General features: G+C 66.9%; 24 protein-coding genes. 7 read left to right on the top strand and 17 right to left on the bottom strand.

Annotated elements, in window-relative coordinates:
- Positions 1 to 26 precede the first annotated feature (26 nt).
- Positions 27 to 1,157: an AI-2E family transporter gene (locus ABIC78_RS09870; RefSeq protein ID WP_062786538.1), complete on the top strand. Its 1,131-nt coding sequence runs from the start codon at positions 27 to 29 to the stop codon at positions 1,155 to 1,157.
- Here ABIC78_RS09870 and ABIC78_RS09865 read toward each other — a convergent pair.
- Positions 1,123 to 2,781, bottom strand: a complete 1,659-nt coding sequence (locus ABIC78_RS09865) for an AMP-binding protein (protein ID WP_354489331.1) — start codon at positions 2,779 to 2,781, stop codon at positions 1,123 to 1,125. The genes ABIC78_RS09870 and ABIC78_RS09865 overlap by 35 nt on opposite strands.
- A gap of 164 nt (positions 2,782 to 2,945) precedes the next feature.
- Here ABIC78_RS09865 and ABIC78_RS09860 point away from each other — a divergent pair, with 164 nt between their 5' ends.
- From ABIC78_RS09860 to ABIC78_RS09850, 3 genes are read left to right on the top strand one after another with little or no spacing between them, the layout of a single operon-like run.
- Complete coding sequence (locus ABIC78_RS09860; protein WP_168352204.1) at positions 2,946 to 4,139, top strand: aromatic ring-hydroxylating oxygenase subunit alpha; 1,194 nt, start codon at positions 2,946 to 2,948, stop codon at positions 4,137 to 4,139.
- Positions 4,140 to 4,152: 13 nt separating this feature from the next.
- Positions 4,153 to 5,490, top strand: coding sequence for an aromatic ring-hydroxylating oxygenase subunit alpha (locus ABIC78_RS09855; RefSeq protein ID WP_107715231.1), 1,338 nt, complete (start codon positions 4,153 to 4,155; stop codon positions 5,488 to 5,490).
- Positions 5,487 to 5,936, top strand: coding sequence for a nuclear transport factor 2 family protein (locus tag ABIC78_RS09850; RefSeq protein ID WP_354489328.1), 450 nt, complete (start codon positions 5,487 to 5,489; stop codon positions 5,934 to 5,936). The genes ABIC78_RS09855 and ABIC78_RS09850 overlap by 4 nt, the downstream gene beginning before the upstream one ends.
- A gap of 170 nt (positions 5,937 to 6,106) precedes the next feature.
- Here the strand turns inward: ABIC78_RS09850 and ABIC78_RS09845 are convergent, their stop codons facing one another.
- The 11 genes from ABIC78_RS09845 to ABIC78_RS09795 all read right to left on the bottom strand — a co-directional run bounded on the left by ABIC78_RS09845 (position 6,107) and on the right by ABIC78_RS09795 (position 16,680).
- On the bottom strand, positions 6,107 to 6,634 hold the full coding sequence (locus ABIC78_RS09845) for a c-type cytochrome (protein ID WP_157088981.1): 528 nt from the start codon (positions 6,632 to 6,634) through the stop codon (positions 6,107 to 6,109).
- Positions 6,635 to 6,896: 262 nt separating this feature from the next.
- Complete coding sequence (gene pufC / locus ABIC78_RS09840; RefSeq protein ID WP_171798725.1) at positions 6,897 to 7,997, bottom strand: photosynthetic reaction center cytochrome PufC; 1,101 nt, start codon at positions 7,995 to 7,997, stop codon at positions 6,897 to 6,899.
- Positions 7,994 to 8,968, bottom strand: a complete 975-nt coding sequence (gene pufM, locus ABIC78_RS09835; RefSeq protein WP_171792987.1) for a photosynthetic reaction center subunit M — start codon at positions 8,966 to 8,968, stop codon at positions 7,994 to 7,996. Before pufM ends, pufC begins: the two co-directional genes overlap by 4 nt.
- A gap of 14 nt (positions 8,969 to 8,982) precedes the next feature.
- Positions 8,983 to 9,807 (bottom strand): photosynthetic reaction center subunit L, encoded by an 825-nt coding sequence (pufL, locus tag ABIC78_RS09830; protein ID WP_054131572.1) that lies wholly within the window; start codon positions 9,805 to 9,807, stop codon positions 8,983 to 8,985.
- Positions 9,808 to 9,924: 117 nt separating this feature from the next.
- On the bottom strand, positions 9,925 to 10,110 hold the full coding sequence (gene pufA / locus ABIC78_RS09825) for a light-harvesting antenna LH1, alpha subunit (RefSeq protein ID WP_022677061.1): 186 nt from the start codon (positions 10,108 to 10,110) through the stop codon (positions 9,925 to 9,927).
- 79 nt (positions 10,111 to 10,189) lie between these two features.
- Complete coding sequence (pufB, locus tag ABIC78_RS09820) at positions 10,190 to 10,345, bottom strand: light-harvesting antenna LH1, beta subunit (protein WP_022677062.1); 156 nt, start codon at positions 10,343 to 10,345, stop codon at positions 10,190 to 10,192.
- A gap of 139 nt (positions 10,346 to 10,484) precedes the next feature.
- Positions 10,485 to 11,945 carry a chlorophyllide a reductase subunit Z gene (gene bchZ, locus ABIC78_RS09815; protein WP_022677063.1) on the bottom strand — a complete coding sequence of 487 codons (1,461 nt, stop codon included), beginning with the start codon at positions 11,943 to 11,945 and terminating at the stop codon, positions 10,485 to 10,487.
- On the bottom strand, positions 11,942 to 13,486 hold the full coding sequence (bchY, locus tag ABIC78_RS09810; RefSeq protein ID WP_171796824.1) for a chlorophyllide a reductase subunit Y: 1,545 nt from the start codon (positions 13,484 to 13,486) through the stop codon (positions 11,942 to 11,944). Before bchY ends, bchZ begins: the two co-directional genes overlap by 4 nt.
- Positions 13,473 to 14,459 (bottom strand): chlorophyllide a reductase iron protein subunit X, encoded by a 987-nt coding sequence (locus ABIC78_RS09805; RefSeq protein ID WP_028658065.1) that lies wholly within the window; start codon positions 14,457 to 14,459, stop codon positions 13,473 to 13,475. Before ABIC78_RS09805 ends, bchY begins: the two co-directional genes overlap by 14 nt.
- Positions 14,456 to 15,415: a chlorophyll synthesis pathway protein BchC gene (gene bchC, locus ABIC78_RS09800; RefSeq protein ID WP_354489321.1), complete on the bottom strand. Its 960-nt coding sequence runs from the start codon at positions 15,413 to 15,415 to the stop codon at positions 14,456 to 14,458. Before bchC ends, ABIC78_RS09805 begins: the two co-directional genes overlap by 4 nt.
- A 125-nt stretch (positions 15,416 to 15,540) precedes the next feature.
- Entirely contained in the window at positions 15,541 to 16,680 is a 1,140-nt protein-coding gene (locus tag ABIC78_RS09795; protein ID WP_054131571.1) for a methyltransferase, read from the bottom strand.
- Positions 16,681 to 16,770: 90 nt separating this feature from the next.
- Here ABIC78_RS09795 and crtD point away from each other — a divergent pair, with 90 nt between their 5' ends.
- Entirely contained in the window at positions 16,771 to 18,327 is a 1,557-nt protein-coding gene (gene crtD / locus ABIC78_RS09790; RefSeq protein WP_354489319.1) for a 1-hydroxycarotenoid 3,4-desaturase CrtD, read from the top strand.
- Positions 18,261 to 19,166: a carotenoid 1,2-hydratase family protein gene (locus ABIC78_RS09785; RefSeq protein ID WP_502915672.1), complete on the top strand. Its 906-nt coding sequence runs from the start codon at positions 18,261 to 18,263 to the stop codon at positions 19,164 to 19,166. Before crtD ends, ABIC78_RS09785 begins: the two co-directional genes overlap by 67 nt.
- Before the next feature lie 182 nt (positions 19,167 to 19,348).
- Here ABIC78_RS09785 and ABIC78_RS09780 read toward each other — a convergent pair whose 3' ends face one another.
- The 4 genes from ABIC78_RS09780 to bchI are packed head-to-tail and all read right to left on the bottom strand — an operon-like array spanning position 19,349 to position 23,119.
- Entirely contained in the window at positions 19,349 to 19,528 is a 180-nt protein-coding gene (locus ABIC78_RS09780; protein ID WP_354489315.1) for a hypothetical protein, read from the bottom strand.
- Positions 19,525 to 20,418, bottom strand: a complete 894-nt coding sequence (bchO, locus tag ABIC78_RS09775; RefSeq protein ID WP_354489313.1) for an alpha/beta fold hydrolase BchO — start codon at positions 20,416 to 20,418, stop codon at positions 19,525 to 19,527. Before bchO ends, ABIC78_RS09780 begins: the two co-directional genes overlap by 4 nt.
- Positions 20,415 to 22,127 (bottom strand): magnesium chelatase subunit D, encoded by a 1,713-nt coding sequence (locus tag ABIC78_RS09770; RefSeq protein WP_354489312.1) that lies wholly within the window; start codon positions 22,125 to 22,127, stop codon positions 20,415 to 20,417. Before ABIC78_RS09770 ends, bchO begins: the two co-directional genes overlap by 4 nt.
- The gene (gene bchI / locus ABIC78_RS09765) at positions 22,124 to 23,119 is read right to left on the bottom strand and encodes a magnesium chelatase ATPase subunit I (protein WP_169048452.1); all 996 of its coding nucleotides are present in this window, start codon (positions 23,117 to 23,119) and stop codon (positions 22,124 to 22,126) included. The genes ABIC78_RS09770 and bchI overlap by 4 nt, the downstream gene beginning before the upstream one ends.
- Before the next feature lie 195 nt (positions 23,120 to 23,314).
- Between bchI and ABIC78_RS09760 the strand changes: the two genes are divergently transcribed.
- The gene (locus tag ABIC78_RS09760; protein WP_354489309.1) at positions 23,315 to 23,851 is read left to right on the top strand and encodes a TlpA family protein disulfide reductase; all 537 of its coding nucleotides are present in this window, start codon (positions 23,315 to 23,317) and stop codon (positions 23,849 to 23,851) included.
- Between the two features lie 11 nt (positions 23,852 to 23,862).
- Here ABIC78_RS09760 and ABIC78_RS09755 read toward each other — a convergent pair whose 3' ends face one another.
- Positions 23,863 to 24,963 carry an NAD(P)-dependent alcohol dehydrogenase gene (locus ABIC78_RS09755; RefSeq protein ID WP_354489307.1) on the bottom strand — a complete coding sequence of 367 codons (1,101 nt, stop codon included), beginning with the start codon at positions 24,961 to 24,963 and terminating at the stop codon, positions 23,863 to 23,865.
- Position 24,964 lies beyond the last annotated feature (1 nt).

Below are 24,964 nucleotides of genomic sequence, written 5' to 3'. Positions count from 1 at the left end.
TCGGTGTGCTGCGCTAGGCAGGCCTGATGCAAGCAAGCCATGATGACGACGCGCCCGGAACCTGGACCGCGCAAGGGGCCAACCACGCCACGCGGGCGCAACGGATAACCGGTGTCGTTGCCATCGTGCTGCTGGCGCTGGCTGGCCTGTGGACCTTGCGGATGTTCCTGCCCGCGCTGGGCTGGGGCGTCATCCTGGCGGTCTCGCTTTGGCCGCTCCACGTTACAGCGGCGCAGCGCTGGCCACGCGGGCAGAAGCTGGTCTTGCCTGCGGTGTTCACCCTGCTGGTGCTGCTGGTGTTTGTCATCCCGCTGGTCATGGTCGCCGCCGCCGTGGCGCACGACAGCATGGCCGTGACGCAGTGGCTGGCGCAGGCCCATGCCCAGGGCGTGCCGGTGCCCGATTTCGTGGCGCACCTGCCTTATGGCGATCACCTGGTCGCCTGGTGGCAGCAGACCCTGGCCACGCCCGAGGCGATCGATCGCCTGTCGATGCAGGCACACAAGCTGCACTTCACCTCAGGCGAAAAGATTCTGGGCCTGGTCGCGCATCGCGTGCTGCTGGTCAGCTTCATGCTGCTGACGCTGTTCTTCCTGATGCGCGATGGCGCGCGGGTGGCCCATGCCTTGCGCATCGGCACGCGCCGCGCCTTTGGCGAACTGGGCCTGCGCGTGGCTGATCAGGCAGTGCTGGCGGTGCGCGGCACGGTCAATGGCCTGATCATCATCGGCTTTGGCGAAGGCGTATTGATGGGCCTGGCCTATGGCTTTGCCGGGGTGGACCATGCCGCGCTACTCGGCCTGCTCACCGCGCTGCTGTCGGCCATTCCGCTGGGCGCGGTGGCGGCGGTGGTCCTCGCCGCTGCCCTGCTCGCCGCGGCCGGAAAGGCGGCGGCAGCAGTAATCGTGCTGGTCTTTGGCAGCGTGGTGATCTTCGTGGCCGATCACTTCGTGCGCCCGGTGTTCATCGGCGGGGCCACGCGGCTGCCCTTCCTGTGGGTGCTCCTCGCCATCCTGGGCGGGATCGAAACCTGGGGCCTGATCGGGCTGGTGATCGGGCCGGCGCTGATCGCCGTGCTGATGCTGCTGTGGCGCGAATGGGTTGGCGCGCACCAGGGCCCGCTCAACCCGGCGCCGGAAGCGTCTCTGCCGCAATGATCTGCGCGATCTGCGCGCGCAGCTGATCCTTGCGCACCTTGCCCGCTGCCGTGCGCGGCAAGGCTGCGATCGTTTCAAAGCGTTCGGGAATCTTCTGCCGGGCAAGGCCACTGGCCGCCACGTGCGCGGCCAGATCGGCCGTCGCCACAGCGCCCCGCGCCACGATGAACGCGCAGACCCCCTCGCCCAGCCGGGCATGGGGCATGGCCACCACCGCGCAATCGGCCAAGGCCGGGTGCGTGGCCAGCACCTGCTCGATCTCGGTCGCGGAAATGTTTTCGCCGCCGCGAATGATCAGGTCTTTCTTGCGCCCGGTCACCGTGATGGCGCCGGCGGCGTCGCGCACGCCCAGGTCACCGGTGCGGAAAAAGCCCTGCGCGTCGATGGCCTTGGCGGTTTCGGCAGGATCAGTATAGCCGATCATCATCGCCGGCCCGCGCGCGAGGATTTCGCCCTCGCGCCCATCGGGCAGATCGTGGCCGGCTTCATCGACGATGCGCACGGCATAGTCCACGATGCGCCCATCGGTCTGCGCCGCGCGCCCAGGATCATCGGGCCAGCCAAAGCTGACCAGCGGCACTTCGGAACTGCCGAACACGCGAAACGGCGCGCAGCGGGCAAAGGCTGATCGCGCCTCACGGATCACCTCGGGCGCGACGGCCGCGCCGCCACAAGCAAAGAAACGGAACGTTGGCAGGGTTTCCCCCGCCGCGCGCGCGGCAGCGGCCAGTTCCACCAGGAACGGCGTGGCCGCCACCGTGCCAACCACGCCATGCCGCGCGATCAGGACGAGCGCCTCCTGCGCGTTCCAGCTTTCCATCAGCACCGTGCAGGTGCCCATCACCAGCGGCATTTCCAGGCCATTGGCAAAGCCCGACACATGCGTGACCGGCGATGGCATCAGCACCGCCTCGCCCGGTTTCAGCCCCCAGAACGCCCCGCTCTGGCCGATTACCCGGCCCAGCGTGGCGTGGCTGTGCAGCACGCCCTTGGGCCGCCCGGTGGTGCCCGAGGTATAGAGCACCATCTTCACCGCCATGGGATCGACCGGCACCCGCGCATCGGGCAGGCCGCGCCCGGCCGCCACCAGGCTGGCAAGATCATCAGGCCCATCGCCGCGCACGGTGAACACATGCGCCAGCGCGGGCAGATCGGCCTGCACCCGGGCGGCCATGGCGGCATGGTCCACCTTGCGGAACACCGTGGGCACGAACAGCGCGCGGGCCGCGCCATCGCCCAGCATCATGCGCATTTCGGCGTCGCGATAGATCGGCACGATCGGGTTGACCACCAGCCCGGCGATCACGCAGGCGAGGTTGAGCACCGCCGCCTCGCGCCAGTTGGGCAACTGGAACGCCACCACATCGCCCGGCACCAGGCCCCTCGCGCGCAGCGCTGCGGCCAGTGCCTGGGCATCGGCCCACAGCGCCGCAAACGTCAGCGCGCCGGCATCATCGATGATGCACGGATCATCGGGCCGCGTGGCCGCCAGAGCGGCGGCGCGATCGGCAATCGTCTGGTGCGGCCATAGCCCCTCGCGCACAAACTGTGCCTGGTGCGCGGCCGGAACCGCAGGCCAAGCTCGGGCAGGTTCACGCGCTGATTCGCCGCTGGTGTTCATCATCCTCGTCGCCTTGCCCGTTTTCCGCTTGTTCGCCGGTTAGCGGGCGCCTGTCCACTTGGCCAAAATGCGAGGAACCTGTCACCTGTCCCAGCTTGGCAAGGCGATCTGCCTGCGGCAGCTTTGGCCATTAGCGACACAAGCAAAACAGGCAGGAGAGGCCGCAGATGAGCAATGAACGGGCCGAGCGGCGCCAGCGGATCGGCGATATTGCCGAGATCATGCTGGATTACGTCGAGCACAACAGCACCTACCAGGCCCAACAGGTGGCGCGCGTGCGCACGGCCACCTATACCGATCCCGATCAGTGGAAAGCCGAGATGGAACTGGTGTTCCGCCGCGTGCCGCTGATGCTGGCCTTCACCGCCGAACTACCCGAGCCGGGCAATTACAAGGCGATGGACGCCATGGGCCTGCCCGTGCTGATCGTGCGCGACAAGGCAGGAGAGGTGCGTGCGTTCCTCAACGTCTGCTCGCATCGCGGCGCGCCGGTCGCTTCGGAAGGGCACGGCAAGTGCGCCCGCTTCACCTGCAAGTACCACGGCTGGACCTATGGTCAGGACGGCAAGCTGCTGGGCGTTTCGGAAAGCGCCAACTTTGGCGATGTCGACAAGGCCGGCCTCGCCCTGCGCGCGCTGCCGTGCGAGGAACGCGCGGGCATGATCTTCGTGGCGCTCACGCCCAATGCCCCGCTCGATCTCGATGACTATTTCCAGGGCTTCCTTGAAGACTTCGAGAATGTCGGCTTTGCCGACTGGGCCTATCTCGGCAGCCGCACGATCGAGGGCGCCAACTGGAAGATCGCGTTCGACGGCTATCTCGAAGGCTATCACTTCGCCTCGCTGCACCCCGCCACGATCGAACCGCGCACGCCATCGAACCGCATGTTCTACGAAGGGTTCGGCCCCTCGATGCGCATCGGCTTTCCCCAGCACCGCATTGCCGAGGCGCTGAAAGACGTGCCGCGCGAGGATTGGGGCGACCAGGAAAACAACGGCTTTGATTTCGTGCGCATCCTGTTCCCCAATGTCTCGGCGTTCCTCGCGCCCGAGATTACCCAGGTGGCCCAGCTGTTCCCCGGGCCGACGCCCGATCGCAACCGCACCGTGCTGCACTACCTGCGGCGCGAGCCGATCCGCGACGAGGCCGATCGCGCCGCGGTGGAGCAGATGATCAACTTCTTCCGCGATGTGACCTATCAGGAAGACTATGTGATCGGCATGGAAATCCAGAAAGGCCTGGAAAGCGGCGCGCACGACAACCTGGTGTTCGGCCGCAACGAACGCGGCAACCAGTATTTCCACGAATGGCTCAACTGGTATCTGCAGGATGATGCCACCCTGCCCAAGCCGGTGATGTGAGAGGGCGGCGAGCATGACAGTCCAGGACAACAAATCGCGCTATTCGCCCGATTTCGACATGCCGGTGCGCGGCGATACGATCACAGCCGATCGCTATATCTCGCGCGACTGGATGGACAAGGAAGGGCAGAACCTGTGGCCCAAGGTGTGGCACCTGGGTGGAATGCTGGCCGAACTGGAGGAGGAAGGCGACTTCATCCGCCACGATTTCGGCAAGGATTCGATCCTGATGATCGCCCAGGCCGATGGCAGCGTGCGCGCGTTCTACAACAGCTGCCCACATCGCGGAAACCGCCTGGTGCTGGGCGATGCCGGCTCGCTGCCGCGCATCACCTGCGGCTATCACGGCTGGCAGTTCACTCCCGATGGCCTGCTCGCCAAAGTGCAGGACCCGGATGATTTTGCCGGCGGCAACCCCTGCGGCAAAGTGCACCTGTCGGAACTGCGCTGCGAAACCTGGGGCCCGTTCGTGTTCTGGTGCATGGATGATGACGTGCCGCCACTGGCGCAGTGGATGGCGCCCTTGCAGGAACGCCTCGCCAATTATGGCCTGGATAACTGGGTGCGCGTGCTCAAGCTGTCGTGCGACGCGGAATTCAACTGGAAGGTGATCCGCGACAATTTCAACGAGAGCTACCACCTCCCCACGATCCATCCCGAACTGGCCACGTTCATCAACGATGGCCTGCCCACCACGGTCTTCGAAATGTATCCCAGCGGCCACAACGCGATGTGGATGATCGGCCACCAGGCCACCACGCGGGTGGACTATCACAGCGCCGAAGTGCCCGCCCCGCTCGATGACATTGCCCGCGCCTGGGGCATCGATCCGGCCGATTACCAGGGCCGCACCGGCGAAATCCGCGCCGCCGTGATCGCCGCCAAGCGCAAGCTGGGGCCAGAGCGCGGCTATACCATGTACGAAGACATGACCGACCAGCAGCTGGTGGACTATTTCCACTGCACGCTGTTTCCCAATCTCACGCTCACCATGTCGCCCGAACAGATGCAGGTGCTGCGCACCGAGCCGCATCCCACCGACCCGGAAAAGTGCGTGTTCCAGCACTGGTGCCTCTATCCCCCGGTCAAGGGGATGAAAGAGGTGGTCACCCCGATCGGCACAGTGCCGCTGCGCCACGATGCCGTGGCACGGCACAGCCGCTATGGCGATGGCGTGTCGCTGGGCTTTGTCGCCGATCAGGATCTCTCGATCGGCACCACGCAGCAACAAGGCCTCAATTCACGCGGCTTCAAGGGCTGTATCCTGCCCGGCCAGGAAAAGCGCATCCAGCGCTTCCACGAACTGCTCAACGATTACGTGGCCGGCAAGGGCCCGGTGCAACCGGCATGACCTATCCCCCGCCGCCCTGCCCCGCAGACGTGCGCCTGGCCCTTGCCGATCTTGTCACCGCCTATGCCATGGCGGTGGACGATATCGGCAATGCCGCCGGCGTTGCCGCGCTGTTCGCGCCCGATGGCTGCTATGACCTGACCAGCCTGGGCATGGACCGGATCGTCGGCCGCGCGGGCATTCAGGGGTTCTTCGAAGCCGCCTTTGACACCATGGCCAGCAACGCCCACTTTGTCGGCAACGTGGCACTCGGCGCCTATGACGCCGCCGCCAGCACCGCGCAGGTCACGGCCTATGGCCACGCCTTCAGCCTGGGCACCGATGGCACCCTGCTTGAGGTGAAGGCCCGCTACGCCTTCGACCTTGCCCAGCACGAGGGCACCTGGCGCATCGCGCGCCTGGGCATGACCATGCTGCTGCCCCCGGTCCACACCCCGGCGCCCTGATCACGATCCGCCCCGCCCAGCGGGGAGGTGGCAGCCCGCCGGGCTGACGGAGGGGCGCAGTGCCGCACCTTGCAGTGCAGGGTAGCATGCTGGCCTCCCCCCACACACAAAGACGCGAAGAACACCGCAGTGCCTTCGCGGCTTTGTACAAATCGCAATAGCGTCTGTGATCAGGTCGGGTTCTTCAAATAGGCGATCACGTCGGCGCGGTCCTGGCCCTTGGGCAGGCCGGGGAACGTCATCTTGGTACCCGGCACCACGCGCTGCGGCTTTTCCAGATACTGGAACAGCTTTTCGGCGGTCCAGGTGATGCCGCTGCTCTTGTTGGCGTTGGAATAGGCAAACCCGGCGATCGAGCCAGCCTTGCGACCCACCACCCCTGCGAGCGAGGGCCCGATCATGTTCTTGCCGGGCTCGGCCGAGTGGCAGGCCTGGCACTGCGCGAAGATCTGCTTGCCGTGCACCGGATCGGCGGTGAACGATGCCAGCGTGGTGTGATCGAGCGTATCGGTGGAATCAGCCGCCGGCGCGGGCGTGCTGGCCGCTGCGGCCGGGGTCATCGATGCCGCTGCAGCGGCCGTCGTGGTTTCGCTGGCAGCTGGCGTCTGTTCCGCTGCCGATTTGCTGCCACCACCGCCGCACGCGGCAAGCAAAAGCGTGGCGGTGCCCAATGCAAGAGTGTGGACCTTGGATATCATCTGCATCCTCCGTTATGTTTTATGAGGCTGCGCGTCACACGGGACGGCGGGAAACTAGAACGTGTCCGATAGTGCCACGCAATACGGCCGTAAGGGCAAGAACATATCATCGCCAGGGTGCGGATCTGGCCGGCGGATCGTGCCAGTTATCCCGCATTTTTCCGATACTTCCCTCGCGCGTTAACGGCTGGCCCCCCGAACCGTTCCCGAATGCATGATCGGGCCTGACATCAAGGCGGCTGGCTGGCTTTCGGCATTGCCTTCATCCCGCCGGAGTGGCCGGCGCGGCCGAGGCGACCGGCTGGGTGGGCGTTGGCGCCTGCAACGGCGCGGGGAACGTGGCGGGAACCGTGGCGTTGCCCGGCGCGCCCCACAAGGCATGGTAATCCTTGGCCATGGGATAGCCGCCCATCGGCTTGTTCTTGCCCTGGTGGCAGGTGGCGCAGCTGACCTTGAACGGATCACCCATCGGCCCCTTGCGATAGGCCGGGAAAGCATTGGTCAGCGAGCTGATATACTGCCCATTGGTTTCGCGCACCATGCGGATGCCGTACCAGGCCTTGGCCCGCTTGGGCGTGCTGATCGGCCAGGCACCAAGAGCCTGGGCATTGTGGCAGAACGTGCAGTTCACCCCCAGCGCCTTGGACACGTGGATCATCACGGCATAGGAATTTTCGGTCTGCATCACGCTGGTCTTGTCAGCCGGCGAAGGATGCGCGGCCGTGGCCTGAACGCGGATGTTCTGGTCCTTTTTCGGATCGCCGGTCAGATAGAGCGCCAGCGAGGCATCGGGCAGCGACGAAAATCCCGTGGCGGCGATCGGGTCGTCCTGGCCATGGCGGTTGCCGATGATGCCGCTGGGCGGCGCGGGCGGCATGGTCCAGTGGTTGGTCGGCACGGCCTGGCCACGGTGGCAGGTCCAGCAGGTCACCCCGGTCTGGGCCACGTGCGATTGCCAGTTGTGGTTGATGTTGCGCGTCATCTGCAGCATGCGCCGCGCGACAACCTTGGTATAGAGTTCGTCAGAGGCCATGTTGTTGGGATTGTGGCAATAGTTGCAGCCTTCCTTGGGCGCCACCCAGGCGGTCATCGCGGCCATGGTATAGCTCAGCTGCTCGGCGGATTCATCGCCCAGCACCTGCAGGTTCTGGAACTGCTCCTTGGCGCGCGGCCCGTCGGTGGATGGCGGGTCATAGGGCGGCGGCGGCACCTCGTCCTTGGCCATGGCCACTTTCTTGACCGTGACCTGGTCCATGCCGGTGCCGCGATAGCCGTTCTGGCCCGAAACCTTGTGGGAAAGTTCGCAGCCCCCCAGGGACAGCGCGGCAAGCGCCGCCAGGGCAATAGCGGTGATCCGTCTCATTTCCCCGTGCTCCCCAAGGTGGCGGGGTCAATCACCCCGGTTGCGGGATAGTGCGGCGCATAGCCGTGCTGCTGGGCCCACAGATACCAGTTGTCCACCACGGTGCCGGTCAGCAGGATGCCGATGCCCCCGGTCAGCGTGGTCAGCACGGCAAACCACCAGGCCCAGCGATGGATCGATTCCATCGTGGCGTTGAAACCCATGGTCCAGCGCCAGAACAGCGCGGCGCGTTCCGATGCGGTGCCGCGATCGGTGATCTGCTCGATCTCGCGCTCGCCGCCATAGCGGCCGACAGCCAGGATCGTCGCGCCGTGCATGGCAAACAGCAGGGTGGAGCCATAGAGGAACGCGATCGAGAAGCAGTGGAACGGGTTGTAGAACAGGTTTCCATAGCGGATCGAGAACGCAGCGGTCCAATCCAGGTGCGGAAAGATGCCGAACGGCACGCTTTCGGCCCAGCTGCCCATGAAGAACGGGCGGATGAAGCCCAGCACCAAAAACAGCCAGATCGCGCTCAGGAACGCCCAGGCCACATGCGTGCCCATGCCCAGCGCGCGGGCGCGGGTATAGGTGCGCACCCACCACAGGATGACCGAGGTGGTGAGGCAGAAACCGGCGATGATCCACCAGCCGCCCTTGGCCAGCGGCACGAACGGGGTAAAGCCATATTGCGGGCCAGGCGGTTCCAGCGACAGCCACGGCAGCAGGCGCACGAACTGGATCGGGTTCCAGTTGACCGAGGCCAGCATGTTGAGACCGATGATCTCGAACGCGGTAAACCCGAAGATCAGCGCGAAAATGCCGGTCCAGCCCAGATAGATCGGGCCGATCTGCGCCTGGCCAACCAGGCCAAGCAGGTGGACGAAGCTGCCCTGCCCGATGCGCTCTTCGCTGCCCGGTGGCAGGGCCACGCCCATTTCCGGTTCGCCGCGCAATTGCACTTGGGTGAATATGTTCTGGTAGGTCGTCATCGCACGGTGCTCCTTCACGACCAGATCGGCAGGTTGAGCCACCAGGTCCACCACTCGGGCCAACCGCGCGTCCACAATGGGCCGCTGATGACTATGCACACCGCGCTCCAGAACCCGGCGTTCAGCGCCAGCAACAGGCCCAGGCGGTGAATGCCCAGCGTGCCGATCGAATAGCCGATAAGATCGCGGAAGAAGGTGTCTTCGTATTCCGGTGACTTGACCTCACCACCCTTGGGCGGGTTCACCGCCGACAGCACCAGCGCGCCATGCAGGGCCAGCGCCAGGGTGGTGGTGAAGAAGAACGACACCGCCAGCATATGCGCCGGGTTATAATGGAAGTGCAGGTACTGGTACCCGGTGTTCGACACCCAATCGAGGTGGCTGAAAATGCCGTAGGGAAAGCCCCAGTGCCACGCACCGAGCAGGACCGGACGGATCACCACCAGCGTGAAATAGGCAAAGATCGCCATGCCAAAGGCCACCGGCACATGATAGCCCATGCCCAGCTTGCGGCAGATTTCCACCTCGCGCAGCGCCCATGACACGAACGAGACCAGCGCGCAGACCGTGATGATCTGCCAGAAGCCGCCTTCCTTGAGCGGCGCCAGCGCCAGGCCATATTTGAGATCGGGCGGCGCGATCGAAATCAACCAGGGATTCCAGGTCGGGCCTTGCGATGCGGAATAGAAAATAAGCGCCGTGCCCAGCGAGGCGAAGATCGCCGTTACCACGCCGAAAAAGCCGACGTAGAACGGGCCCACCCAGAAATCGAACAGGTCGCCACCAATTAAGGTGCCACCGCGCACGCGATATTTTCGTTCGAAACTCAGGAGTGCCATGGCCATCCCCCTCTCCGCCTGGATGCGGCGGCTGTTGTGTTCAGATGCCAGTTTTTCAGGCGTCAGCGCCCATGAGGCGGCGGTCGGGATCGCCGCCGCCTCTCGCACAGGCTTGCGTCAGCTGGCCGGTTTTGCGGCTGCGGCGGCATGCGCGGCGCCCTGCGCCGAGTTGGGGCCGTCGAGCCAGTTGTAGGTGTCGGTGCTGAGCAGGATGAAGTGAATGATCAGTGCCAGCACGAGCAGAAAGCCGAACAGGGCAACCAATGTCCTGCGCGGATCGAAAATCAGCCAAAGTCTCCACATGGGTTTTATCCTTGTGCAAGAGTGTTGGCCCTCGCCCCATCAGGCCCCCTTGGCCCGACATCGCGAGGGAGTGGGCGGCTTAGAGCCAGGGCTTCCACATCCAGACCAGGACGTGTGCAACCACGGCCACGCCGGTGAAGCCCAGGAAGCTGCTCATGAACAGCTTGTGGAACTCCTTGGCTTCCTCGGGCGTGAGATACGTTCTCAGCCCAAAGCGATCGTCACGATCACTCATAGCCCAATCTCCTTTCGTTGGTGGTGTGCGAGAGGCGAAACGACCTCTTCGGGTATCCTCGCGGCGCCCGAATGCACCGTGAGAATGGCTGGGCCGGGCTGCGCGCGGCAGGCTTCCGGGCGGATGGAACGGGCGCGGGTCATGCGACCTGCGCCTCAAGCAGGGCATCGGCCAGCCGATCGGCCGATACGCGATCTTCGCCATGGCGGCGGGCGGCGCGCTCGGCGCCATCGCGCAGCCGCTTGGCCGCCGAAATGCGGATCAGCACGGGCTGTGCTGCCACCACCTCGTCCAGCCGCGTCTTGGCATCGTCATCCCACGGCAATTCGCGCCACGCCGCTTCGCCGACCCCGCGCGCGGGCGTGGGCTCTACCTTGTCCATTTCGGTCGCCAGCGGCAGGATGTGGAAAAGCGCGTCGAACAGCGCGTTGCACACTTCCTGCACCAAATAGGTCGCGCCGGAATAGCCCATGAACGGCGTGCCGGTGTGGCGCCGGATCGCCGCGCCGGGGAAACTGGCCGGGATATAGATCCCGCGCCCACCGCGCTCGGCGTTGTACATGCGCTCGTTATAGCTACCGAAAAGCACCAGCGGCGGATTGGCATGGATCGCCGCGCGCACGTCCTCGTTGCGCGGCTTGACCCCGGCACTGCGCGCAAAGGCAAAGTTGCACGGCAGGCCCATGTCGTCTTCCAGGAACCGCCGGATGCCGCGGGCATAGGTTTCGTTAGCCACGATGCCAAAGCTGGCGGTGGCAAAGAAATCCTGCGTTACCGAGCGCCACAGATCCCACAGCGGCTTGATCGTGGTGTGCTTTTCCCGCTCGATGAATGGTTCGGGATCGAGTCCCAGCTCCGCACCAAGCGCGCGCAAAAACAGCGTGGTGCTGTCCAACCCGATCGGCGCCTGGAAATAGGGCCGCTCCAGCGTCTCACACAGGCCCCGGCCAAATTCGCGATAGAGGCACACATTGGCCTGGGCGTCGGCCAGCTTGCGAATATCGGCCAGGTGGCACCCCAGCGGGAACACCACGTTGACCTGCGCGCCGATCCCCTCGATCAGGCGGCGCACCTCGTGCAGGTCGCTCGCCATATTGAACATACCATAAGACGGACCGATGATGTTGACGCGGGGCTTTTCCCCTTCGCGCAGCGGCCGGGCGGCGGGCACGCCCTTGGGGCCAAATTCCTTCCACAGCCAGCCCAGCGCGCGATCGGCGCTCTGCCACTGGTCCTCGTCGATGGTGCGCGGCAGGAAGCGCTTGATATTGGTGCCTTCGGGCGTCACCCCGCCGCCGATCATCTCGGCGATGGAGCCGGTGACGACCACCGCCGGCAGATCGGGATCGAGCGTTTTCCACGCCCGCTTCATCGCCCCTTCGGTGCCGGTCTTGCCCAGCTCCTCTTCGCCCAGGCCCGTGACCACGATCGGCAGCTCGTGCGGCGGCAGGCCATCGGTATAGTGCAGCACCGATGTCACCGGCAGGTTTTCGCAGCCCACCGGCCCGTCGATGATCACCTGCAGACCCTTGACCGCGGTGAAGACATAAACCGCCCCCCAATAGCCGCCGGCGCGATCGTGATCGAGAACCAGAGTCATGATCCCACCGCCTCGGCCGCCTTGCGCGCGGCTTCGTTCAGGGCGGCGTATTTCTTCTTGAACTGCGGCCGGTCCTGCGGGGTATCTTCCCACACGCCCGCGCCCGGCCCGCTGCCCACCCCATCGAAAAAGGCGCGCATGCGATCGAACCGTGGCTTGTTGGCCATCGCCGCGTTGACCACCTGCGCCAGGCTGCCCGCGCCGGCCACGCCCATCAGCGGGCGGGCGGAAATCAGGTTGGTGAAATAGAGCGCGGGGATCGCGCGCTGCTTGGCATGCTGCACCACCGGCGTGGTGCCGATCGCCAGGTCGGGGCCAAATTCCTCGACCGCGGCAATATCCTGCTCAAGACTGGCGCGATAGTTCACGCGCACGCCGCGCGCCTCCAGCCAGGCGCGGTCGGCCTCGCCGGCCGCCGTCGCCGGGCAGGCCGTGCCGACATAGGGCACATCGGCGCCGCTTTCGATCAGCAGCCGCGCCACCAGCAGTTCCGACCCTTCATAGCCGGTCACGGTGATACGGCCCTTGATCGGATTGGCCGCCAGCGCGCCACCGATCGCGGGCAGGAAACGGTTCTTGGCCGCATCGATGCGATCCTGCGCCACGCCGCAGGCCGCGCCGATCGCATCGAGCCAGCTTGCCGTGCCTTCCACCCCCACCGGGGCAGACCCGACGATGCCGCGCCCGGCGGCGGAAAATTCGCGCATGCTGGCGGTGTAGAACGGATGGATCGCCGCCACGGCCGCGCAATCGAGCGCGGCATAAAGCTCGCGCCATTCGCGCGTGGGCACCACCGGCCCGGCGGCCAGGCCCAGCGGCTCCAGCATCATGCCGATGCCCACCGGATCGGCCGGGAACATCTCCCCCAGCAAAGTTACCGTCGGGCGATCGGGCTTGACCCGGGGCGCCGCCACCGGGCCTTGCTCGGCCTCTGCCCGGGCATAGGCGAGCATGGCGCCGGCCAGCACGTCCTTTGCCTCGGCATGGGTGGGAATGCCAAAGCCGGGCACGTCGATACCGATGATGCGCACGCCGTTGATCTGCTTTTTCAGCAGGCGCAGCGGCACTCCGCTGGCCGTGGGCACGCACAGGTTGGTCACCACGATGGCATCATAGAGCGCCGGATCGGCCAGCCCTTCCACCGCGTCCTTGATATCCTCGAACAGCTTGCCGGTGACGAGCGTTTCGGAATTGAACGGGACATAGCCCACCGTCCGCCGCGCGCCGTAAAAGTGCGAGGTGAACGTCAGGCCATAGACACAGCAGGCCGAACCCGACAGCACCGTGGCGGTGCGGCGCATGCGCAGCCCGACACGCAGCGAGCCGAACGCCGGGCACATGCTTTGCGGCTGATCGTGCGGCCCCACCGGATAATCGGCAGCATAGCGTTCCAGCAGGGCGCTGCCCTGGGCCTGGTCGGTCGCCGCGCGCAGCACGCCGGCATCGGCATGGCAGCCACCGCCGCTGGCCGGCGGCGGATCGAGCGCGATGCGGTCTGCCTGGCGCGCGGCCGGCGGCGCGGGTGCGTCAAGCCTCGTCATAGATCACCTCCAGCGAGGGCTTCTGGACAAAGGCGGCGCCGCGCATATCGGCCTGGGTGGCTGGGCGCAGCACTACATCGCCGCCCACCTGCTCAGGCGAAAACAGGCCCAGCAGGCCATCCTGGTCGAGCGGGCGCGGCTGCTGCGCGGGCGCGGTGGCAACATTGACCGCCAGGTCTTCGAACAGGCTGCCCCACTGGCCATCGGGCCGGCCGATGATCTGGTAATTGGCCGACTTGCGGCGGATGTCCTCGTCGGCGGGAATGGCGCAGAGCACCGGGATGCCCACGGCATCGGCAAAGGCGGCCGCTTCGCCGGTGCCGTCATCCTTGTTGACGATCATGCCGGCCACGCCAACATTGCCGCCCATCTTGCGGAAGTATTCCACCGCCTTGCACACGTTGTTGGCAACGTAGAGCGATTGCAAGTCGTTGGAGCCGACCACGATCACCTTCTGGCACATATCCCGTGCAATCGGCAGGCCGAACCCGCCGCAGACCACGTCGCCCAGGAAATCGAGCAGGACATAGTCGAACCCCCAATCATGGAAGCCCAGCTTTTCCAGCAGTTCGAACCCATGGATGATGCCGCGCCCGCCGCAGCCACGGCCCACTTCCGGTCCGCCCAGCTCCATGGCAAACACGCCATCACGCTGGAAACACACGTCTTCGATACGCACTTCTTCGCCCGCCAGCTTCTTGGCGGCAGAGGTTTCGATGATCGTGGGACAGCTGCGCCCGCCAAACAGCAGGCTGGTGGTATCAGACTTGGGATCGCACCCGATCAGCAGCACGCGCTTGCCCTGCTGCGCCATCATGTAGCTGAGGTTGGACAGGGCAAAGCTCTTGCCCGATCCGCCCTTGCCATAGATCGCGATCACCTGGGTCTGCTTGGTAACCTCGCCCGTGTGCGGGGCATCGGGCTCGATCGCGGCTTCGGCGCGCAGGGCATCGGCAGTGTTCAGCAAGGTCATGCGCAAGCGCTCCAATCGAGAACCATCTTGAGGCAGTCGGCGGCGAGGAAGGTTTCGGGATAGGCGTCCCTGGCCTCGGTCGCCGGGCGCATGTGGCTGACCAGGCCGGTCAGGCTGCACGCCCCGCTGTCGATCAGGCCGCGCGCCGCCACCAGATCGGCCGGCTGCCATTCGGCGGCGATGCGAAAGCGCGCCTCGCGCCGGAACGCCGGGGCAAAATCGAAACTGGGGCGGTTGGCATAGAAGCCGGCCATCACCACTTCGCCGCCGTGGCGCAGCCGGGCGATCAGCTGGTCCAGGCAATCGGCATTGCCGCTCGCGTCATAGATCGTGGCGTAATCGTGCCGGTCATCGTCCTTGGGCGCGATCACGCGATAGCCGCTGGCGCCCTCACGCCGCACCGCGTTGCGTTCCCACACCGTGGGCGCAGGCGCGCCCATGGCGATGGTCAGCCGCGCCAGCAGGCGCCCCAGCGTGCCATGCCCGATGATGAGATCGGGCGCCGCGCCGCCTTGCAGCGCATGCAGCGCCGTGGCCGCCAAGGCAAACAGCACGCCCCCGGCGCCCAGCGACTCGGCCACGGGAAAGGCCCGTGCCGAGGGAATGATCACGCGCTGCGCCGTGCCGCCAAACAGCGCCCGCGCATCGGCATAACAGGCCGCGCCCGGCACAAAGACCCAGTCGCCAATGCGCCCCTGCGCCTCGGCCCCGGCGTCGACAATGCGGCCCAGCGACTCATACCCAGGCACCAGCGGATAGCCCATGCCGGGAAAGACCGGCATTTCGCCCGACCACAGCAGCTTTTCGGTGCCCGTGCTGATGCCGCTCCAGCGGATGTCGACCACCACGTCGCTCGGGCCAAGAACGGCGCCGTTGCCGGCGACCGAACTGGTCAACGTCAGCTTGCGTAGCGCAATGCACCTGGGTGCTTCGAGTATGACGGCCAGCGCATCCATGCCCCGGTCCTTCTCCCAACGGTCGGTCAGACCCCGTCGCGTTCACCCGAAAGCGGGTACGTTCCGGCAAGGATCACCATACGCCAACCTTGACATACGTCAATCTACCTTGACGTTTTTAAGTGTCATCCAAACGCGACAACCACACTGGCAACCACGGGATATGCCGTGCGATGGCGCCGCCACCCCGCAAATCCGGCCTTTTTGAGCAGCGCGCCATATTCAGCCGCGCTGCGCGGGCGCCCGGCATTCATCGCCCAGAGATAAAATCCGAAGTAGGCATCACCCATCGCGGCCGCGCCCGGCGTCTTGGCCATCGGCTCTGCCACCACGAGTCGCCCGCCCGAAACCAGCGCCTGGCGCGCGGCGCGCAGCAGGGCCAGGCAGGCATCATCATCGTGATCGTGCAGCACCCGCACCAGCGTGATGCAATCATGGCCCGGCGGAATCGGATCGCGAAAGAAATCGCCGCCATGCAACGCGATGCGCCCGCGCATCGCCGCTGCATCCAGCCAGGCGCCGGCGCCGGCCACCACCGGCGGCAGATCGAACACCGCCACCTCCAGCGCCGGACAGGCCTTGGCCACCGCGCTGGCAAAGGCGCCATGGCCACCGCCGAGATCGAGCAACCGCCGATGCCGGGCAAAGGGATAGGCCGCCAGCGCCTGCTGCGCGACCATCGCCTGCGAAGCCGCCATGAGCGCGGAATAGGATGCCGCCTCGTGTTCGCTGGCATCCTGGGCATAGTGCCAGAACGACGAAAGCGCGGTGGGCATGGCCCGGTCGCGCAGCAGCAGCGCCACGGGATCGGCCAGATCGGCATAGAGCAGCGCATGATGGCGCACCATCGCGATCGCGCCGGGATTGGCCTGCAGGGCGGCGCCTTGTTGCCCCAGCATCCACCACCCCGGTGCCACTTCCTCGGCCAGGTCGAGCGCAGCCGCCGCGCGCACCAGGCGCAACGCGGCCTGGGGCGAAAGGCCGCTGGCCAGCGCCACGTCATCTGCACTGCACGGCCCGCGACGCAAGAGATCAAGCAGCCCAACCTGCACCGCCGCCATCAGCACCTGCGAATAACAGAAGCCCGCCACCAGATCGAACGCCTGCGCCGCGCGGCGGCGTGACACGATCGCAATCCCTGGCAGCCGCGCCGCCCAGAACTGGAAGCGCGGGCTGGCCAGCACCCCGTTGCGCCACGCCGTCCACCGTCGACGCCAAGGCGCCACGGCAGACGGCGGGTCCAATTGGTCTGGAATAGTGGACATTTCCATATGTCTATTTTAATGGACATCATTGGTGTAAAGATCAATTCCTATTCCCGAGGGTGATTCCTTTCGCAAAGGGGCACGACGCGCATGGCGGCACGGGTTGCGATCATCGGCGCAGGCATTGGCGGGCTGGCAGCGGCCGCGCTGCTCGCCGCGCGCGGCCTGGCGGTGACCGTGATCGAAAAGGCCGGGCATCCGGGCGGCAAGGCGCGGCAGTTGGCCGTCGATGGCGTGGGCATCGATGCCGGCCCCACCGTGTTCACCCTGCGCGATGTGTTTGCCGATGTCTTCCGCGATTGCGGCGCTGACCTAGCCGATCATGTCACGATCCGCCGCGCCCAGGTGCTCGCCCGCCATGCCTGGGACGGGGCCGGCCAGCTCGATCTCCATGCCGATCCCGCGCGCAGCGAGGAAGCGATCGGCGATTTTGCCGGGGCTGCGGCAGCAGCTGGCTTTCGCGCCTTCCGGGCCGAGGCCGCGCGCATCCACGGCATTCTTGACGCCACCATGCTGCGCGGATCAAAGCTCGCCTGGCCGCCTTCGCTGATGTGGCGCATCGGCCTGTGGCGGGTGGGCGATCTCCTGGCCATCCGCCCTTATGAAAGCCTGTGGAAGGTCTTGGGCGAGCACTTTGCCGATCAACGGTTGCGCCAGCTTTTCGCGCGCTATTCCACCTATTGCGGCTCCTCGCCCTTTGCCACGCCGGCCACGCTGATGCTGATCGCCCATGTCGAGGCGCAGGGCGTGTGGCTGATCGATGGCGGCATCAGCGCGCTGGCTCAAGCGCTGATGAACCTGGCGCAGCGCCATGGCGCGCAGTTCCGTTTTGGCACCGGGGCGGCCATGCTGGAAACGCACAATGGCCGCGCCTCGGGTGTGGTGCTTGCCAATGGCGAGCATGTGCCAGCCGATGCCGTGATCACCAATGCCGATCCCGAAGCGCTGGCCGCCGGGCGCCTCGGCCCGATCGGCGCCATGGCGGTCAGCAGTCATGGCGCGCGCCACCGCTCGCTTTCGGCCATGGTCTGGCTCGCCCATGCCAAAACCAGCGGCTTTGCGCTGCAACGGCACAACGTGCTGTTCTCGCCCGATTACCCGCGCGAATTCAGCGATATTCGCGGCGGCCGCCCGCCCAGCGATCCCAGCGTCTATGTCTGCGCGCAGGATCGCGATGGCACCACTGCGCAGGCCGGCGGGCGCGAGCGCCTGCAGATCATCGTCAATGCCCCGGCCAACGGCGACAGCCACGCCTATAGCGAAAAGGAGAGGGACCAATGCACCTTGGCCATGCGCAAGACGCTGCGCAGCTGCGGGCTGGAGCTGGAAGTGGATTGTCCCCGCATCCTGCTGACGCCGAACGAGTTCGAGACCTTTTTGCCCTCGACCGGCGGAGCGATCTATGGACGGGCCTCGCACGGCTGGGCGGCGTCATTCCTGCGGCAGGGCACGCGGACCCGGATCCCTGGGCTCTATTGCGCGGGTGGAAGCACCCACCCCGGAGCGGGGGTGCCGATGGCCGCCTTGTCGGCACGGTTGGCGAGCCGGGCAGTGCTGCAAGACCTCGCTTCGATGCGGCGATTCCACCCGGTGGCTATGGCTGGTGGTATGTCGATGCCATCAGCCAGTGCGGGCGCCACGGGCTGACGATCATCGCCTTCATCGGCAGCGTGTTTTCCCCTTATTACAAGAAAAGTGGCCGGGGCACGCCCTTGGATCACTGCGCGCTCAACGTCGCGCTCTATGGCCCCGGGGCGCGCTGGACAATGACCGAGCGCGGACGCGGCGCCGTTCGCCGCGATGCCGATTGCCTGCAGATCGGCCCCAGTGCCATGCGCTGGACCGGCGACGCGCTGGAAATCGACATCGAGGAGATGGACAAGCGCGTCGGCGTGCCATGGCAGCGTCGCGTGGCCGGGCGCGTGCGCGTCATTCCCGAGGCGATGAACGCCAAGGCCTTCACGCTCGACCCCGAAGGACGGCACCGCTGGCACTGCCTCGCCCCGCGCGCGCGGATCGAAGTGACGATGCAGCAGCCCGGGCTGGCCTGGCAGGGCAGCGCCTATCTCGATTCCAACTTCGGCAGCGAGGCACTGGAACAGGGTTTTCGCGTGTGGCACTGGTCACGCGCCCATGGCCGCCACGGCTCTTTCGTATTCTACGAGGGCATCCGCCGCGACGGCCGCCCCTTTGCCAGCGCCCTGCGCTTTGCCGCCGATGGCACCCCGCACGAAGAAGCCGAACTGCCACCCGTGGCGCCCCTGCCTAACACGCTGTGGCAAATGGAACGCAAGACCCGCGCCGATCGCGGCCACGCCAGCGTGGTCCGCACCTGGGAAGACGCCCCGTTCTATTCCCGCTCTACCCTGCGCTCCACGCTGCTGGGCGAACCGGTCGTCTCGGTCCAGGAAAGCCTCGACATGGATCGCTTTTCCTCGCCGCTCGTGCAGTTCATGCTGCCCTATCGCATTCCACGCGTGGTTTAGGCCGGGGTTACACATAGCTCTTCGTCACCCCGGACTTGATCCGGGGTCCAGCTGCTCTTCCGGCGCAACGCGCGCACGTCCACGACGGGCAGTGTCGAACATATTTTTGTTCGCGCAGAGGCGCAGAGGCGCGGAGATTCAGATTTTCTCTGCGCCTCTGCACCTCTGCGCGAAATCTTTGCTCAAACAGCCGGCGGCGCCCCATCATCGCTGGTGTCCGCCCGCTCCTGCTCGGCCTTGCGCGCGCGGTCGTGGCGGATTTCGCGGTTGACTGACCACAGCTGCCACAGGCCAAAGCCGATGGCGATCGCAGCGGTGAAGACGATTTCCACCCAGCCAAAATGCTGGCTCCAGCCGCTCATCCCACTCTCTCCCGCTGTTGCTGGGCATGGGCGTGGATCAAGGCCGCTGCCAGGTCGGGCCGCTCCTCATGCGCCAGATGACCCAGCCCAGGCAGTACCTCCAGCCGTGCATGGGGCAGCAGGGCGGCAGCCTTTTCCACCGAGGCCAGCGGCACGGCCACGTCGCCGCGCGCATGCACCAGCTGCACGGGCGCGGTAATCGCCGGCAAAGTGCGGCTCAGGGTGTCGAGATCCCAGCTGGCCATCATTTCCATCGCCCCGCCGCAATGGCCGGCATTGCCGAGCAGCGCGGCATAGCAGCGCAGGCCCTGGGCATCGAGGGCAGAGCCGGTGGCGCGGCGCAGAAAGCGTTCCGGCTCGCCCGGCAGGCGGGCAATGCCCGCCAGCATGCGCGGCACCAGCGGGTTGACGAACAGCATCCGCGCCAGCGAGGGAAACAGCTGCGCGGCCAGGCCCGGAAACGGCATCAGCGCGGGGTTGAGGCCCACCACCGGCACGCCATCCCCCCGCCCGTGCACCAGTTGCAGCGCAATCGCCGCGCCGGCCGAATGGCCCACCACCACTGCCGGCACCTGGCCCAGCGCGCGCAGCAGATCATCCACCGCGCGCGCCATCGCCACCAGTGTCAGCCCGCCTTGCGGGCGCCCCCGGGTAAAGCCATGGCCAGGCAGATCGGGCGCCACCACGGTATAATCGCGCGCCAACAGCGGCATCACATCGCGCCAGCTATGCGTGGCCGCGCCGGTGCCGTGCAGCAGCAGCGCCACTGGCCCCGCGCCATCGCCCATCTGCTGTACATGCCAGGTCAGCCCCGGTGTTTCGACGAAGCGGCTGGTGGCGCGATGCGGCCAATTGCGGCCTTCCACCACCCAGCGCGGCCCGCTGCTCATGCCCGCGCCCGGCGTAGCGCCGGCTCTGGCGCGGTGGCCTGGGCCACGGCGGCCTGCAGCGCGCGAGCATCGGCGCAGGGCAAGGGCAGATAGCGCGCGCGCATCGCCTGGGCTAGGGCCGCTGCCTCCGGCCGGGGGCGCGCAGCGATATCGATCACCACGCCATCGTGGCCGGCCACGGCAATGGCGCGAGCCGCGCGCTGCGCATCATCCTGCGCCCGGGCGCGGCCGCGTGTGCCATCAAGCGCGATATTGGCGCTGCCATCGGTCATGAACACCAGGATCGGCGTGCCACCGCGCGCGGCGACTGCCTCTGCCATCTGCCGCGCCAGGACCAGGCCATGCGCCAGCGGGCTGCCGCCGCCGCCGGGCAGCGCCGCCAGCGCGCGCTTGGCACGGGTGAGCGAGCGGGTCGGCGGCAACAGCACCTCTGCGCCCTCGCCGCGAAACGCCACCACCGCCACTTCCGATCGCTTGACATAGGCCTGCGCCAGGATCAGCTCGGCCGCGCCCTTGGCCTCGGCCAGGCGCGCCATCGCGGTGGAGCCAGAGGCATCGACGCAGAACACCGTCACGGTGGTGCGCCGCTCCTCAAACCGGCGCACCCGCAGATCGTCGCGGCGAAAGCGGATCGACCCGGCGCCATCGGGCGCGGGATCGCGCTGGCGCAGCGGTTGCCAGGGAATGGCCGCGCGCAGGCTGTCAATCAGGGCCAGGCGCGCCCCGCCACCGGGCAGACCAGGCCGCGCGCCCAGCGGCCGGCCGCGCCGTCCCGATCGCAAGCGCTGCCCCGAGCCACCGCCGCCACCGGTCTTGGCCCGACCCGCCTGCCCGGCAGCAATACGATCGAGCACGTCACGCGGGATCGCCGCGCGCGCCGCGTCGATCACCAGGTCTTCGGGAATCTCCGACCCCTCGCCTTCCTGCTCGCCATCGCGCGTGTCCCGCTCCTGCTCGGGCGGTATATCGGGCGGGGCATCAGGGGGTGGCGCGCTGTCGGGCGGCACTTGCGTCGCGCGGGGCGAGAGCACCAACCGCGCCGCCAGCGCCACATCCTCGGCATCGACGATCGCGTGCCCCGCCAGTGCGGCATGGGCCTGGGCCACGGCTGCGGCCTGCAACAGCGGCCGCATCGAGGTGATGCCCAACGCAGTGGCGGCGGCGGCCAGCGCGGCGAGCGCGGCGTCATCGGCCGCAGGGACAAGCGGTGGCACCGTATCTGCCAAGGGCAACGGCGTCGCCAAGTCAGCCGGCCGCAGCCCATCCAGCGTGATGTCGAAGGCAATGCGTTCCATCAGCGCGGCGGGCGGGCGCGGCTCATCCGCTGTGCCATCATCGAGCAAGACCAGAATTGGCCCGCCCGCGCTATCCATCGCCTGGGCCACGCGTCCGGCAATATCGGCACGCAGGCCATGGGCCATCGGCACCACCAGCACCCCACCGTGCGCCGCCGCCAGCAGGCCGCGCTGGTGCACCAGCGTGCCGCTGGCGAGGCTTGCAGCAATATCAGTGCCGCCGCACAGCCGCTCTTCATCGATATGGCCGGGCAGGCGGTGCCACGCCGTCCCAGGCGGCAACAGCGCAGCCAGCGCCTGCGTCACCAGATCGCGCGCCGGGCCGCCGCCGCGCAGGCACATTCCGCCAAGCGCCGTGGGGCTTTGAGCCAGCAGGCGCGCCGCCAGGAGCGCATCTGCCAGCCCGCTGTTCATGACAAATGTTCAGCCAGCGCGCGCTCGATCCGCGCGCTCGATCCGCTTTCGTCCAGCACATCGCGGCGCAGGCGATGGCGCAGCGCGAGCGGCGCCACCGCCACCAGATGCTCGCGCCGCACCAGCTTGGCGCCTTTGAGCGCGGCCAATGCGCGGCTGGCGCGCATCAGCGTCAATTCCCCGCGCAGGCCATCCACGCCCAGTTCGCTGCACAACAGCGCGGCATCGGTCATCACCGCATCGGGCACCGTAATCCGCGCCAGCCGCCGCTGCCCGCGCGCGATCTGTTGCAAGACCTTGTCATCCTCTTGCGCCCACTGCGCCGCAAACGCCGCCGCATCGGCATCGTGCGCGGCGCAGCGGCGCATGATCTCCACCCGCGTATCGATCGCGCGCGGGGTGCGCACTTCCACCGACAGGCCAAAGCGATCGAGCAGTTGCGGACGCAATTCGCCCTCTTCGGGATTGCCGCTGCCGATCAGGACAAAGCGCGCGGCATGGCGCACCGACAGGCCTTCGCGTTCCACCACGTTCTGGCCCGATGCCGCCACGTCGAGCAGCAGGTCGACGAGGTGATCCTCCAGCAGGTTGATTTCGTCGATATAAAGAAACCCGCGATGCGCGCGCGCCAGCAGGCCGGGTTCATAGACCCGCTCACCCGTGCGCAGCGCGCGCTCCAGGTCGAGTGCGCCGAGCAGCCGGTCTTCGGTCGCGCCCAATGGCAGATCGACGAACGGCACCGCCTGGCGCACCGTCTTGCCGCCCGTGCACGGCCCGGGGCACTGGCCCGGCGTTTCGCAGCCAAAGCGGCAGCCCTCCACCACCATGATCGGCGGCAGCAGCCCGGCCAGAGCGCGCGCGGCGGTGGATTTACCCGTGCCGCGATCGCCAAACACCATGACCCCGCCGATCGCCGGATCGACCGCCGCAATCAGCAGCGCCAGCTTCATCTCGTCCTGGCCGACGATCGCAGAGAAAGGGAAGCGGGCCATATGTCCAACACTCTGGACATTAAAGAGTGTAAGAACAAGCAAAATCGCCATGCTTGCAACGCCCATCTGCGCGGGACGAGATTTGTGCCGAAACGGTGGGAATATCAGCGGCAAGACTGGCGACAATCGGCGCGGTGTGACAGTCTGCGCGGGCGACCGGGGGCACCGGCACCGCGCGCACCAACAGGAACCGAGATGATGCCGATCCGCTTTGCCGTTCCGCGCCGCCTGGCCATGGCTGGCGCCGCCGCCCTGCTTGCCGCCACGGCGTTTGCGCCAACCGCGCCGGCGCTGGCCAAAGACCCCGTGGTAGGCCAGCCCGCCCCGCCGTTTGACCTGCGCCTGATCGATGGCACCAGGCTGTCGCTCGCCGATCTCAAGGGCCAGGTCGTGGTCCTCAATTTCTGGGCCACCTGGTGCGGCCCGTGCAAGGCGGAGCTACCGCTGCTCGATCAATATTATGCACTGCAGCAAAAGCACGGGTTGCGCGTGTTTGCCGTGACGACAGAAGATTCGCTGCCGAATTATCAGCTGAAAAAGCTGTTTGCGGTCATGCACATTCCGGCGGTGCGCGCGCTCAAGGGGCCCTATGCCCCGCTCACCGGCGTGCCGACCAACTTCGTGATCGATCGCGCCGGCGTGGTTCGCTATGCCAAGGCCGGCGCCTTCGATCTCGATGATCTCAACAATGTGCTGGTCCCCTTGCTGCGCGAGGCGCCGCCCCAGGGTTAGGAGGCACAGGGCTAGGGAATCAGCACCGCCTTGACGCATTCGCCGCGATGCTGCGCAGCAACGGCCTCGTTGATCTGCGCCAGGGGATAGGTCTTGATCAGCCGATCGAACGGGAAATGCCCCGCGCGATACAGCGCGACGAGTTCGGGGATGAAGCCCTGCAGGTCGCTGTCCCCCTCGATAATCCCGATCACGCGATGGCCGAACGTGATCATGCCGGCAATGTTGATCGCCAGGGCATCTTCGGCGCGCGGCGGCACGCCGACCAGGCCCAGCGCGCCCCGGCTGGCCAGGCTCGCCAATGCTGTTTCCATCACCGCCACGCGGCCGCTGCTTTCCACGGCAAAATCCACGCCATCGGGCAGCAGCGCGCGGATCGCGGCGGCCACGTCGCCCTCGCCCGGGTCGATCACGTCGGTCGCGCCAAGCTCCACGCCCAGTGCGCGCCGCGCCGCCACCGGCTCTACCAGGATGATACGACTGCACCCGCGATAGCGCGCAGCCATCACTGCGGCCAGGCCCACCGGCCCGCCGCCAAACACCGCTAGCGTGCTGCCCGCCGGGCAATCGAGCGAGCGCAGCACCGCGCCGGCCCCGGTCTGCAGGCCGCAGCCGAGCGGCCCCATGATCGCCAGGTCATCGCCCGCCGCCACTTTCACCACGTTACGCCGATCGGCAATGGCATGGCTGGCGAACGAGGATTGGCCAAAGAACACCGCCGTCACCGCGCTGCCATCGCGGCTGATCGGGCTGGTGCCATCGGGCCGCACCCCGGCATAGTTGCGCGGCACGAACTCGCGGCAATAGCTGGGCAGATGCTCGGCGCAGCGCGGGCAGTGCCCGCAGCTGGAAAAGCCCAGCACCACCGTGTCGCCGGGCGCCAGGTCGGTCACAGCGCTGCCCACCGCCTCCACCACGCCGGCGCCTTCATGGCCCAGCACGGCCGGCAGCGGCAGCGGCACGAACTGATCGCGAAAGACCAGGTCGGTGTGGCACAGCCCCACCCCGGCAATGCGCACCAGCACCTCGTTGGCCTGGGGCGCGCCCAGGTCCACCGTTTCCACGCTGAAATCGCTGTGCTGCGCCACGGCCAGGGCTGCGGTAATCTTCATA

Origin of the sequence: Novosphingobium sp. 1529 (assembly GCF_040544855.1) — a bacterium.
GTDB lineage: Bacteria > Pseudomonadota > Alphaproteobacteria > Sphingomonadales > Sphingomonadaceae > Novosphingobium > Novosphingobium capsulatum.
Note: the sequence above shows the minus strand (reverse complement) of the source record. Positions and strands in the feature narration are given on the sequence as shown.